The sequence below is a fragment of the Sulfurospirillum diekertiae genome, from assembly GCF_002309535.1.
Classification (GTDB): Bacteria; Campylobacterota; Campylobacteria; order Campylobacterales; family Sulfurospirillaceae; genus Sulfurospirillum; species Sulfurospirillum diekertiae.
Window position 1 is genome coordinate 1,531,825 of the sequence record NZ_CP023275.1, and the last position, 12,270, is coordinate 1,544,094.

The window sequence follows — 12,270 nt, forward strand, 5'->3', positions numbered from 1 at the left end:
AATATTTAAATATTACTTAATTAAATCTAGTATTATTATTACATCTTTAGTCTTAGTATTACTTGAATTAAAATGTCAATAACGTTTTCCCCGTGGCAAGTTTAACGGCCTCTTTGACGGCATTAATATAACTAAGCGTAGAAGGATTTTCATTTTTATAAGCGATGTCAAAAGCCGTACCGTGGTCTACAGATGTGCGAACAATACCTGCATTAAGACTTACATTGATACTCTCATCAAAGTAAAGTGCTTTCAGAGGAATTAACCCTTGATCGTGGTACATACAGACAAAATAACGAAATTTGGCGCGATTGACTTTTGAAAATGCCATGTCAGGGACAAAAGGTCCAACAAAGACTTCACGCTCCAAAAAATTATTTGCTTTTTCAATAGCCCGTTTAATCTCCTCATCTTCATCGCCAATCACCCCGTGATCACCCGCATGAGGATTGAGTCCTAAAACGGCAATACGATCTTCACCAATCTCTTCATAGACTTTTAGCAAAAAGGGTTTGATTTTTTTCGCTTTAATTTCATGGGGAACATCACGCAAGGGAATATGATGGGTGTAAAGTATGGTAAACATCTCTTCACATCCTAACATCATAATGGCTTCACACCCCAAAAGATCGCTCAGTGCATCGGTATGCCCCTTATATTCAAGCCCTGCTAATGCCCAAGACTCTTTATTGATAGGCAGTGTTACGATGCCACTGACTTCATTGCTTTTAGCCAGTGCGACTGCGGTAATAAACGAATCGTATGAGCTCTCGCCCGCTTCTGCACTACAAACGCCCGCTTCGATCTCAAAAACTTTTCCACAATCGCGTATTTCAAAATCACTGGGGACATCTAAACCTAAAAGTGCCGCGCCCCAGCCAAGCATATTTTCATTGATACAGTAAATTGGATCGCAAAGCTTTAACACCTCTGCATGTGCTCGTAGGGCAATTTCTAAACCAATACCGTTTAAATCTCCAATGCTAATCGCTATTTTTTTCATTGTACCAATCCTAACATCTCTTTAATCGCTGTCTCAAAACCTACAAAAACAGAACGTGCAATAATACTCTGCCCAATATTGAGTTCACAAATCTCTTTGATGTCTAAAATTCGCTTAACATTTTGGTAGTTAAGTCCATGTCCAGCAGCCACTTTAAGCCCTAACTGCTGTGCTTGCTTTGCAGATTTTTCAATCTCATGCGTTGCTTCAAGAAGCTTTACATGTAAAGATCCGCGATCAAGCTCAAGCTCTTTGATACTATGACGTGAGCGAGAAAGATTGGAGTAAAGCATCGCATAAATATTGGCATACGCTCCGGTATGAAGTTCAATCCATTCCGCATTGATCTCCTTCGCTGCTTCGATCATAGCGCTATTGGGGTCAATAAACAATGAAAGCTCAATATGCTCTTTTTTAAGTCTTTTGGCAATTTCTTTCATGATCTCTTTATTTTTAACCACATCAAGACCACCTTCTGTTGTGACTTCTTCGCGTTTTTCAGGAACAAGCGTGGCGCGATGAGGATGAAGAAGAAGCACTTTATCAATAATTTCGGCATTAATAGAGCACTCTAAATTGATAGGAAGTTGAGAAATTTCAATAATCTTTTTAGCATCATCATCATTAATATGTCGTCTGTCTTCTCGCAAATGGATGGTAATCTGATCAGCTCCAGCACGTTTAACTAAAGAAACCGCATCAAGAGGATCAGGATCATTAATCTTTCGTGCCTCTCTAAGCACTGCAATATGATCGATATTTACGCCTAGAAGCATTATGACATCCTTCGTTTTTAGAAATTATTATAGCTAAAATATGATTTCGAAAAAGTTTCATCATTATTGAGGTATATGTATACGTCTATTTTCCAATATGCCATATTCAAAATCTTCATGGCAGGCAAAACAATTGGAAGCATTTTTTACATGTAAAGATTGATAGACTTTTTTGTCAATACTTTTGTGTGCTTCTCGCCAATAAGGAACTTTACTCATGGAAATAGGGCGCATCTCCCCCAATGATTCTAAGGTTTTAAAAGCAAGTTTATGAGATGAACTCTCTGCACTATGGCTTAAAAGGTACTCTTTAATGTTCATTTGTTCACTTTGAGTAATGTTATTCTCTCTAATCTGTTCACCAAAATGGTTTTCAAGACCATCCATAAGACGTATCCATGAGTCACGTGGTAACATAAAGGGTGGATAGATTTTATGACATTGACTGCATTTTTCATAAAAAGTGCTATTTTCAGCTTTAAAATCTCGCCTCTCGAATAAGCTCTTTGTTAAAAAAGTATCCTGAGGTCGCGCAACAAAAAAGAGCGTCATCATCGATAGGATAATTGCCGAATACGCAAAAAGATGTCGCACTATCGAAACAGCCGCATCTTGACCTTCCGCTTTTTTATACCCTGTAATCATCGCAAAAAGCATATGGGTTTTATGGTAAAACTGTTCAATTAAAACACCCACAATATGAATCATTGCCCAAGTAAAAAGAAGATAAGAAAGTATTTCATGAAACAATAGTAATGCCGAAGAAAAGTGAAAATAATGCGCATTTAAACGTGAGAAAAGACCGCTCGCTTCTTGTGTTCCTTGCAGTAAAAGTCCGCTCAAAACAATCCAACTCCCCAAACCTAAAACAATCAGTGTAAACCAACTCGATGCGGCATTATGTCCCGCATGAATTTTTCGCCATCTGTTTTGTACTTTTTCAATAAAATAGCCTTGAAGCTCACTGTATTTTAATTTGAACGTTTTAAACGTTGCATAATTAGGACCAAAAAATCCCCAAATAATTCTAAAAAGCAACATAATCCCAAAAATAAAACCAAAAGCAAGATGCCATTCAAAGAGGGTACGATCAAAAGATGTCACAAAAGCAAGGAGAAAAGAAGTAGCAATAATCCAATGAATAATACGGGTGCACAACGGCCAAACAAAAACTTCATCAGATCTTTTATTCATAAGTAACTTTCAGATGTTTTTGGTGCGTTATACACCAAAAACATCATATTCAAATTTTATTTAGCAACATAAAACGCATTGTGAAGGTAGTTTGCCATCATTTTAATATCGTAGTCGTAGCCTTTTTCAGCCAACTTCTTCATATTATGTTCCATAATATCATGCTCACTGGCTGTGGATTGTCCAAGACCGCCATTTTTAATATCAAAAAGTGACATTTCAAGTTCTTGTATACTTTGTTTGGTAAGGGCAGGAGCTTTCTTCTCAGCGATACCTTCGCCTTTTGGACCATGACAATGGACACAAGTCTCAGCATAAACTTGTGCTGGAGTATATTTATAAGTAGCAACATCCGATTTTGGTTTATCACCACATCCGCTTAGAACAACTAAGGCAACTGCTGCTAGAGAAAGTGCTAAATTCATTTTTTTCATAAGTTTTTCCTTTTTATGTATCATCAACAAAATTAGGCTCTGCCAGAGAGCATGCCATAAACTGTCATAGGTTTAAGTGCATAGACTTTAAGCAACCACCAAATCCAACGCTCTTGTGTTGGATCAAGAGGGAAAGAAGGGGTAGGTTTTGCTGTCCAATTAAACTCAGCAAGCATAACCGTTCCAATACTCGTAATCAAAGGACAAACCGTATAACCATCATAGGCAGCTGGAAGTTTCTCTTGTTTTTCCATAACAGCAATGAGATTCTCTGCAACGACAGGATATTGTTTACGCGCACTACCACCTGTTTTTCCCATAGGAACCGCAGCAATGTCACCAAGAGCAAAGACGTTTTTGTAGGTGACATGTTGAAGGGTTTCTTTTACAACAGGAACCCAGCCTTTGCTTGAACCAATAGGCGATTTACCAACAATATCGGATGCTTTTTGAGGAGGCGTAATATGAATAAAATCGTAGTTTTTATCCACTTTTTTACTCATAGAAACCATGGTGTATTCTTTAAGGTCTTCGTCATACTCACCTTTTTCAAGCCATTTTTTCTCAAATGTCGCTACTTTTTTCTCCGTATCAATCGCAACTAAATTGGTTTTAAATTCCCATTTGAAGTCTCTTGCTTTAAATTGCTCTAAAATAGCAGCGCTATATTCAGGCACGCCGAACATTTTATCACCCGATGGACAGAAGGTTAACTCTACTTTATCGCGAACACCTGCTTTTTTGAGTAAATCATGGGTAATGTACATAATTTTTTTAGGAGCACCACCACATTTAATTGCAGTATCAGGATCGGTAAAAATTGCTTGGAGTTTTTCTGATCCTTTATGCGCTTTTGCTTTGGCAATCAGTTCTTCAATACCCTTTTGTGTATCAACAGCACCATCGGCAAAATAGATAGAGTAAACACCGTCTTTTCCTACTTTATTGCGAACAACGTCATTATTAGCACCAGAAGAAGTAATTTCGCCTTCTAACCCTTTTATAGCACCAAAATTAAGCATTAGCCCTGTTGCGACAACAAGATAATCGTAGCTAATTTCAGTACCATCGGATGTTTTGACTTTATTGTTTTGTGGATCAAACGTTACAACAGAGTCTTTGATCCATTTCACACCTTTAGGAATAAAATTTTCTGTTTCATAGGTTATGTCACTTTTTTTCCACACACCAGCAGCGATCAGTGTTTGCCCAGGCTGATACGAAACTGATTTTGGATTTGGTTCGATAATTGTAATATCAGGATTAGAAAGTCTGTGTGTCAATTTTGCAGCCGTTGCAACACCTGCAAGACCACCACCCACAATGACTATCTTGCCAGTAGCATTGGAACTGGAAGCATGTGCTTCTGTTGCCGTTGCAGCGCCCGCTAAGACACTCGCAGCAATTGGCGATGCTGCTAAAAGTTTCATTGCATTACGGCGAGACATTCCACCTTCATGCTTCTCAATCTCAATGAGTATTTCCTCAATGATTTTGTCTGATTTCATAGTTTGCCCATCCTTTTTGTTTGTATGTTCTCCCCATTCTACTTCCAACATTCTGAGGCTTCCCTTGGTTAAAAAAATTATACCTCATTATTTTAGTTATTTATAATATTCTAAAATTGTCGTTATAATGTCATATTATGCAACCTATTATTAAGTTTTGTTTTCATAAAATCATTTATTCATTATATTGCGAAGGTCTCTATTGAAAAAAGAATTTTTTATATTTATCCTGATTTTTCTTATTTTGTCATTGGGAATGCATATGAATCAATGGCTGACACACCCAATAGACCATTTCATGCACCTTAGTACGCAAAAGATGCCCTATCATCCACTTCTATATACGACGATTGTTTATCTCTTTTTAGGTCTTGTTCGCCTTATTATCAGCGCTTTTATGAAGCTCTTTAGAAGAAAATAGGCTGAAGATGATTGGCTGTGATTTAGGTTCCAATACCCTGCGTATTGTACAGATGGATTGTCAAACGAAAGAGCGTATTCATGTTTATGAAAAAATTGTACGCACAGGAAAAGATTTACATGTAACGGGATATATCTGTGAAGCTTCCAAGCAAAATATCTTAAATGCCTTATATGAAGCCTCACAAATATTTGATTTTAAAAATGAACGCTGTTTCTGTGTGACCACTGAAGCGATGCGTATCGCTTCCAATGCTAGGGAAATTTTAAAAGAAATTGAGTCAACTTTTGGACTTACGTTTCAAATAATTACAGGCGAAAAAGAGGCCTATTTAACATCACTTGCTGTAGAAAATGCCCTCAAACGTGAAGGATTTAAACACCAAACTTATGCCTTATTTGACCTAGGTGGAGGTTCAACAGAATTTACCTTTTGCAAAAATGGCACAAAACAGTCACAAAGCTTTCCTTTTGGAATTATCAACGTAGCAGAGAGGTATTCACATGATCGTGAATTACATGTAACGCGTATTGTTAATTCTATTGATGATTTTATAACTCAACACAATCCAATTTCTTCCAATTTTTTACAATTAGTAACAACTGCTGGAACACCGACAACCGTTGCTGCATTTCTAAAAGGGCTTGATTATGCTCATTATGACGCTAATGTTGTCAATGGAACTGTTTTACATGTAAAAGATTTTGAAGAAGCATATGAGCGTTTATCTTTGATGAATGAAGAAGATGCTGAGCGTAATACAGGCACGAATCGTAGAGATTTAGTGGTTGTTGGTATCTTACTTGTCAAAGCCATTATGAAAAAACTTGGCTTTGAAAGCTGTATCGTTATTGATGATGGTCTTAGAGAAGGTGTAGCACTTGAGCAGTGTTACAATTTGAACAAATCATAAGATACGCCCCAAAAATGAGCCTTCTTTAATCTTTATTTGCTATAATAACCCACTTTTTTTACAAGAAGTATCATCAAAAATATGAAAGGAGAGGTCATGGAGTTAAGCGGTTCCCAAATGGTCATAGAAGCACTACGTAAGGAGAATGTCAGCGTCGTCTTTGGCTATCCTGGTGGTGCTATCATGAATGTTTATGATGAAGTTTACAAACAAAACTATTTTAAACATATTTTAACACGACACGAACAAGCAGCTCTGCATGCAGCAGATGGTTATGCACGCGCAACGGGTGATGTAGGCGTTGCCTTTGTTACCAGTGGTCCTGGTTTTACCAATGCTGTCACAGGTCTTGCAACAGCGTATATGGATTCTATTCCCATGGTTGTGATTAGTGGTCAAGTTCCTATTAGTATGATAGGCACAGATGCTTTTCAAGAGATCGATGCTGTGGGTATTAGTCGTCCTTGTGTCAAACATAACTATTTAGTTAAAGATGTCAAAGATTTGCCACGTATTTTAAAAGAGGCATTTTATATCGCACGAAGTGGACGTCCAGGTCCTGTTCATGTGGATATTCCAAAAGATGTCACGGCACAAATTGGTCATTTTGCCTACCCAAGTGAAATTAAAATGCAAACCTATAAGCCAACCTACAAAGGCAATCCAAGACAGATTAAAAAAGCAATTGAAGCCATTGCTTTAGCAAAACGTCCTGTTCTTTATATTGGCGGTGGTGCGATTAACTCAAATGCAAGCGATGAAGTACGTGAATTTGCAAAAATCTGTGGTATTCCTGCGGTTGAGACGTTAATGGCACGTGGTGTTATGGGCGACGAAAACCCACTGCTTCTTGGAATGCTAGGAATGCACGGCTGCTACAGCGCCAATATGGCGATGAGCGAAGCAGACCTTATGATTGCATTTGGACCACGTTTTGATGACAGAGTTACAGGAAAACTAAGCGAATTCGCAAAACATGCCAAAATCATTCATGTCGATATAGATCCTAGTAGCATCGGCAAAATTGTTCCGATTGACTACCCAATTGTTGGCGATCTTAAAAACGTTGTAGAAGCAATGATTCCTCTCGCCAAAGAACAAATTGATGAGAACAAATATAAGCCTTGGCGTGACCTACTAAAACGTTATGGAGAGATCCATCCATTGAAATACGAAGATTCAAATGAGATTCTTAAGCCGCAATGGGCGATAGAGCGCGTAGGTGAGATACTTGGTGATAAAGCCATCATCTGTACGGATGTTGGGCAACACCAAATGTGGGCGGCACAGTTTTATCCTTTCGCTTACCCTCGCCAATGGATCACAAGTGGCGGACTTGGAACCATGGGATATGGTCTACCTGCAGCCATTGGAGCAAAAGTTGCGATACCATCAAAAACTGTTATTAACTTTACGGGCGATGGTTCTATTTTGATGAATATTCAAGAGCTAATGACTGCAGTTGAAAACAAAGTCGCTGTGGTAAATATCATCTTAAATAACCAATTTTTAGGAATGGTTCGTCAATGGCAAACATTCTTTTACAATAAACGCTACTCTTCAACCGATCTTTCAGTCCAACCTGATTTTGTCAAACTGGTTGAGAGTTTTGGAGGACGTGGTTTTAGAGTTAAAACCAAAGAGGAGTTTGATAAAGCTCTTAAAGAGGCCGTTGAAAGTAATACGGTTTGTATGATTGACGTTCAAGTTGATCGCTTAGAGAATGTTTTACCAATGGTTCCAGCAGGTGGAACGCTTTACAATATGATGCTTGAGTATAAGGAGTAAGCGATGGAACATATCAGAAGAGTTTTATCGGTTATCGTTTTAAATGAAGATGGCGTTTTATCGCGAATATCAGGCCTTTTTGCAGGACGTGGTTACAATATTGACTCACTGACTGTTGCGCCAATACCTAAAACCAATCTATCACGTTTAACCATTGTCACCTCAGGCAGTGCACCTGTTTTAGAGCAAATTGTGAAGCAGTTGCATAAATTGATTCCTACGTACAAAGTTATAGAATCAGGTCAGTTTGTTGAAAAAGAGATGGCGCTGGTCAAAATTCCACTCAATGAAGACTTTAATGGACTTGATGCCATGCTTAAAGCGTATAATGGAACAATCGCCAGTAGCGGTGAGGATTTTATTGTTGTCATGGTTGCAGATGATTACGATCGTATTGATAACTTTTTAAAAGCGGTTAAAAAATACAACCCAACGGACATCGTAAGAAGCGGCTCTGTCGCAATGGATATCTAATGAAACTTAGCCTTCTTGCTCAAGCAATTTCGCTTGAATTTTCAGGTATTGATAAGGAAGTTACCTCTTTTGCAACGTTAAAGGAGGCAACTTCCTCTCAAATTACTTTTTTTGAAAATCCAAAACTCTTAACTGATTTGCAAAATACAAAAGCAGGCGTTGTAATCCTCTCCTCAGTGTATCAAGAACATCTACCCAAAACATCTCAAGCCCTTATCAGTGATAATCCCCATTTAAGCATGGCGTATGCAAGTGTGTATTTTGCTAAAAAAGCCTTTGACACTTCACTGCCTGCAATCATTTCAGAAAAATGTTTGATAGGTCCGCATGTGGTTATTGGTAGCGGTAGTGTGATTGAAGAAGGTACAGAGATTATGCCCAATGTAACGATTGGTGCCAATGTTAAAATTGGTAAAAATGTTAAAATCTTCCCTAATGTTGTTGTTTATGATGATTCGATTATCCAAGACAACTGTATTATTCAAGCAGGGGCGATTATAGGAAGCGATGGTTTTGGCTATGCTCATACAAAAATGGGTGAGCATATTAAAATCTATCATAGTGGTAATGTTATCCTTGAAGAAAATGTTGAAGTGGGATCAAATACAACGATTGATCGCGCTGTTTTTGGATCAACTATTATTCAAAAAGGGACAAAAATAGACAATCTGGTTCAGATTGGACATAATTGCGAAATAGGGCAAGCGTGTATTTTAGTGGCTCAAACAGGTATTTCAGGCTCAACAAAGCTTGGACGTAATGTCATTATGGGTGGACAAAGTGCCACAGCTGGACATTTGGAGATTGGTGATTTTGCAACCATCGCAGCACGTGGTGGCGTTTCAAAATCGATTGAAGGCGGTAAAATTTACGGAGGTTTTCCACTCACATTGCAAAATGAGTGGTTGAAAACGCAAGCAAAACTCGCAAAATTTTTTAAAAAGAATTAAAAGGATCACGTCATGGGCGGAAAAAACACAATACTTACTAAATTTCCCTTAGCAGGAACAAAAAATGGGATGATCTCAGTTTCTCATTTGGAAGAACCTTATGGAAATGGATCATTCCCCGTCGTAAGCATTGGCATAGCACTTAAAAAAAGTGGGGAAGAGCCTGATTGGAAAGCACATATTCCTTATGAAAATCTTGATGAGCTTATCAGTGCTCTCCAAGATGCAAAAGCACGTTTTGGAACAGAGACAAAATAATTTTTAAGAGTTTTACATGTAAAAGCTTTACATGTAAAACTCATTTTCATCTAAAGTGAATCGATATACTCTTCAATAGCCACAGCAACGCGTTTTGAAAAAGCAACTGCTTCAACAACCGTTCTAGCTCCTGTCACCACATCACCTGAAGCAAAAACACCTTCCATAGTGGTACGTCCGCACTCATCTGTTACCACTAAGCCTTTGCCATCGACTTCAATCTGTTTTGCCGTTTGAACAATATTGTCCTTAGGGTTTTGACTAATAGCCACTAAAATAGAATCTGCTTCCAGTAAACCTTCTTCACCACTCCCATCTGTACTGCTGTAAATAACACCTTTTTCAGTAATTTCTATCGGCTGTTTATAGAGATCAAACTTAACACCATCAATTTTGGCACATTCAACTTCATGATGGGATGCTGGAATATCTTCCATACCTTTGCGGTACATAATGATGACTTCACGTGCACCATGTCTGACTGCCGTTCTAGCAACATCCATAGCAACATTGCCTGCACCTAAAACCACAACGGTTTCTCCTAAACGATAGACCGAAGGATTTTTGAGATAGTCAATGGCAAAATGGACATGACCTAAGCTTTCACCTTTAATGCCGAGTTTCTTAGGGGACCAAACCCCTGTACCTATAAAAACAGCTTTGAATTCGTCTCTAAAAAGATCACCAATGGTAATGTTTTTACCCACAGTTATATTAGGGCGAATCGTAACATCCAATTGACGTAGTTTTGTTTCAATCGTGTCTAAGATGTCTTTATTGAGCCTAAAATCAGGAATACCATAGCGTAATACTCCACCAATTTTATCGTGAGCATCGTACATCGTAATTTCGTAGCCTTTAGCACCTAAAATAACCGCTAAAGAAATACCAGCAGGACCACTGCCAATAATCGCCACTTTTTTGCCGTTTTTAACTGGTTTTTCAAACTGAAGATCATTCATGTAAAGGTCAGAAATATAATTTTCAATACTTCCAACACTGACTGCCGTTCCTTTTTTATTGAGAATGCAGTGACCTTCACAATGTTTTTCATGTGGACAGACCATAGAACAGATAACCGAAAGAGGATTGTTGTCAAAAAGCATTTTCCCTGCTTTTTTAATTTCTCCTGCTAAAAAAAGACGAATCATTTCTGGGATGGGTGTTCCTACAGGACATCCTGTGCGACATGATGGTTTCTTACAGCCCAAGCATGTTTTTGCAAGTGTGATGACATATTTATTCATGTCTAACCTTTATATGAGTGTGTATGTAAAAATAATGTCGGAATTGTACCAAAACCATATTAATATTGAAGAATATTTTTAAAAGAAGAGGGCACTTTTTAAAAAGTGCCCTTCAATAAGAGTTATTTGTAGTTTTCAACAAACGCTTTAATACGACCAATACCATCTTTAATTGTAGCATCATCGGTTGCAAAAGAGAGTCTAAAATAACCATCTGATCCAAAACCAAGACCTGGAACCACCGCAACACCTTTTTCTTCTAAGAGTTTTGCACAAAACTTCATTGAATCATTTTCAACAGCTTTGGTATTTACATAAAGATAAAAAGCACCTTCAGGTTTTAAAACAGAAATTCCTTTAATATCATTTAGCAAATCATAAGCCATGTTTCTTCGTCTCTCAAAAGCTGCGCGCATATTTTCAATATCATCATCTACAAGACCATTAAGTGCTGGAATGGCTGCTTTTTGTGTAATAGAATTGATATTAGAAGTACTTTGACCTTGAAGATCAACAATCGCATCTACGATCTCTTTAATAGGACAGGCTAAATAGCCAAAACGCCATCCTGTCATCGAAACAGATTTACTCAAACCATTAACGGTGATGGTTCGATTGAACATATCTTCACTAATGGATGCAACAGAAGTAAATTTCAAATGATCAAATAAAATTTTCTCATACATCTCATCAGAAACCACTAAAACATTGGTACCTTTAAGGACTTCGGCTAAACCTTCAAGTTCTGCTTTTGAATAAACTGCTCCCGTTGGATTTGAAGGAGTATTAAAAAGAAGCACTTTTGTTTTAGGCGTAATGGCAGATTTAAGTTGTGCTGGTGTTATTTTAAAACCAGTTGCTTCATCTGTCTCTATAAACACAGGTGTACCGCCAGAGTATTTAACGATTTCAGGATACGTTACCCAATAAGGTGAAGGAATAATAACTTCATCACCCTCATTCAGAATCGCTTGAAAAAGGTTAAACAACGAGTGTTTTGCACCAACGTTGACTACAATTTGAGAAGGCTTGTAATCGAGGTTATTTTCACGCTTAAGTTTGCCAGCAATTGCTTTAAGCACTTCGGGCGTACCTGCTACGGCAGTATATTTTGAAAAACCATTTTGAATGGCTTCAATCGCGGCATCTTTGACACGTTGTGGTATGTCAAAATCTGGTTCACCAGCCGAAAAGCTAAGAATATCTCTTCCTTGAGCTTTAAGATCTCTTGCTAAAGCCGTAATGGCTAAAGTTAAAGAGGGTGATAAGACTTGGATTCTTTTTGATAGCATGAAACATTCCTC

The 12,270-nt window shown here is 37.9% G+C and carries 13 protein-coding genes; 6 read left to right on the forward strand and 7 right to left on the reverse strand.

What is annotated here, in order from left to right:
* Window positions 1–67 precede the first annotated feature (67 nt).
* The 5 genes from pdxA to SJPD1_RS07985 form a co-directional block, all read right to left on the reverse strand.
* Window positions 68–1,003: a 4-hydroxythreonine-4-phosphate dehydrogenase gene (gene pdxA, locus SJPD1_RS07965; protein WP_096046683.1), complete on the reverse strand. Its 936-nt coding sequence runs from the start codon at window positions 1,001–1,003 to the stop codon at window positions 68–70.
* Window positions 1,000–1,779, reverse strand: a complete 780-nt coding sequence (locus tag SJPD1_RS07970; RefSeq protein WP_096046684.1) for a pyridoxine 5'-phosphate synthase — start codon at window positions 1,777–1,779, stop codon at window positions 1,000–1,002. Before SJPD1_RS07970 ends, pdxA begins: the two co-directional genes overlap by 4 nt.
* Window positions 1,780–1,842: 63 nt before the next feature.
* A complete protein-coding gene (locus tag SJPD1_RS07975; protein WP_096046685.1) occupies window positions 1,843–2,973 on the reverse strand; it encodes a cytochrome b/b6 domain-containing protein in 1,131 nt (376 codons plus the stop codon).
* Window positions 2,974–3,029: 56 nt separating this feature from the next.
* The gene (locus SJPD1_RS07980) at window positions 3,030–3,407 is read right to left on the reverse strand and encodes a c-type cytochrome (protein WP_161492017.1); all 378 of its coding nucleotides are present in this window, start codon (window positions 3,405–3,407) and stop codon (window positions 3,030–3,032) included.
* Between the two features lie 32 nt (window positions 3,408–3,439).
* Window positions 3,440–4,915, reverse strand: coding sequence for an NAD(P)/FAD-dependent oxidoreductase (locus SJPD1_RS07985; protein WP_096047819.1), 1,476 nt, complete (start codon window positions 4,913–4,915; stop codon window positions 3,440–3,442).
* A 262-nt stretch (window positions 4,916–5,177) separates the two neighbouring features.
* On the opposite strand from SJPD1_RS07985, the gene SJPD1_RS07990 reads away from it, so the two are divergent.
* The 6 genes from SJPD1_RS07990 to SJPD1_RS08015 all read left to right on the forward strand — a co-directional run bounded on the left by SJPD1_RS07990 (window position 5,178) and on the right by SJPD1_RS08015 (window position 9,719).
* On the forward strand, window positions 5,178–5,336 hold the full coding sequence (locus SJPD1_RS07990) for a hypothetical protein (RefSeq protein ID WP_168171343.1): 159 nt from the start codon (window positions 5,178–5,180) through the stop codon (window positions 5,334–5,336).
* A 7-nt stretch (window positions 5,337–5,343) separates the two neighbouring features.
* Window positions 5,344–6,249: a Ppx/GppA phosphatase family protein gene (locus SJPD1_RS07995; protein ID WP_096046687.1), complete on the forward strand. Its 906-nt coding sequence runs from the start codon at window positions 5,344–5,346 to the stop codon at window positions 6,247–6,249.
* 96 nt (window positions 6,250–6,345) lie between these two features.
* Window positions 6,346–8,037 carry an acetolactate synthase large subunit gene (locus SJPD1_RS08000; protein ID WP_096046688.1) on the forward strand — a complete coding sequence of 564 codons (1,692 nt, stop codon included), beginning with the start codon at window positions 6,346–6,348 and terminating at the stop codon, window positions 8,035–8,037.
* 12 nt (window positions 8,038–8,049) lie between these two features.
* Window positions 8,050–8,511, forward strand: a complete 462-nt coding sequence (gene ilvN / locus SJPD1_RS08005) for an acetolactate synthase small subunit (RefSeq protein WP_087439863.1) — start codon at window positions 8,050–8,052, stop codon at window positions 8,509–8,511.
* Complete coding sequence (gene lpxD / locus SJPD1_RS08010; RefSeq protein ID WP_096046689.1) at window positions 8,511–9,461, forward strand: UDP-3-O-(3-hydroxymyristoyl)glucosamine N-acyltransferase; 951 nt, start codon at window positions 8,511–8,513, stop codon at window positions 9,459–9,461. The genes ilvN and lpxD overlap by 1 nt, the downstream gene beginning before the upstream one ends.
* Window positions 9,462–9,473: 12 nt before the next feature.
* Window positions 9,474–9,719: a hypothetical protein gene (locus tag SJPD1_RS08015; RefSeq protein ID WP_087438699.1), complete on the forward strand. Its 246-nt coding sequence runs from the start codon at window positions 9,474–9,476 to the stop codon at window positions 9,717–9,719.
* A 50-nt stretch (window positions 9,720–9,769) separates the two neighbouring features.
* Here SJPD1_RS08015 and SJPD1_RS08020 read toward each other — a convergent pair whose 3' ends face one another.
* Window positions 9,770–10,966 carry an NAD(P)-dependent oxidoreductase gene (locus SJPD1_RS08020; RefSeq protein WP_096046690.1) on the reverse strand — a complete coding sequence of 399 codons (1,197 nt, stop codon included), beginning with the start codon at window positions 10,964–10,966 and terminating at the stop codon, window positions 9,770–9,772.
* 122 nt (window positions 10,967–11,088) lie between these two features.
* Window positions 11,089–12,258, reverse strand: coding sequence for a pyridoxal phosphate-dependent aminotransferase (locus SJPD1_RS08025; RefSeq protein WP_096046691.1), 1,170 nt, complete (start codon window positions 12,256–12,258; stop codon window positions 11,089–11,091).
* Window positions 12,259–12,270 lie beyond the last annotated feature (12 nt).

Bases quoted from the DNA above. Each gene is read 5' to 3' on its own strand.
- SJPD1_RS07970 (WP_096046684.1), bottom strand. From the start codon at position 1,779: ATGCTTCTAGGCGTAAATATCGATCATATTGCAGTGCTTAGAGAGGCA.
- SJPD1_RS08020 (WP_096046690.1), bottom strand. From the start codon at position 10,966: ATGAATAAATATGTCATCACACTTGCAAAAACATGCTTGGGCTGTAAG.
- SJPD1_RS07995 (WP_096046687.1), top strand. From the start codon at position 5,344: ATGATTGGCTGTGATTTAGGTTCCAATACCCTGCGTATTGTACAGATG.
- lpxD (WP_096046689.1), top strand. From the start codon at position 8,511: ATGAAACTTAGCCTTCTTGCTCAAGCAATTTCGCTTGAATTTTCAGGT.
- SJPD1_RS08025 (WP_096046691.1), bottom strand. From the start codon at position 12,258: ATGCTATCAAAAAGAATCCAAGTCTTATCACCCTCTTTAACTTTAGCC.
- SJPD1_RS08015 (WP_087438699.1), top strand. From the start codon at position 9,474: ATGGGCGGAAAAAACACAATACTTACTAAATTTCCCTTAGCAGGAACA.
- SJPD1_RS07985 (WP_096047819.1), bottom strand. From the start codon at position 4,915: ATGAAATCAGACAAAATCATTGAGGAAATACTCATTGAGATTGAGAAG.
- pdxA (WP_096046683.1), bottom strand. From the start codon at position 1,003: ATGAAAAAAATAGCGATTAGCATTGGAGATTTAAACGGTATTGGTTTA.
- SJPD1_RS07980 (WP_161492017.1), bottom strand. From the start codon at position 3,407: ATGAAAAAAATGAATTTAGCACTTTCTCTAGCAGCAGTTGCCTTAGTT.
- SJPD1_RS08000 (WP_096046688.1), top strand. From the start codon at position 6,346: ATGGAGTTAAGCGGTTCCCAAATGGTCATAGAAGCACTACGTAAGGAG.
- SJPD1_RS07975 (WP_096046685.1), bottom strand. From the start codon at position 2,973: ATGAATAAAAGATCTGATGAAGTTTTTGTTTGGCCGTTGTGCACCCGT.
- SJPD1_RS07990 (WP_168171343.1), top strand. From the start codon at position 5,178: ATGAATCAATGGCTGACACACCCAATAGACCATTTCATGCACCTTAGT.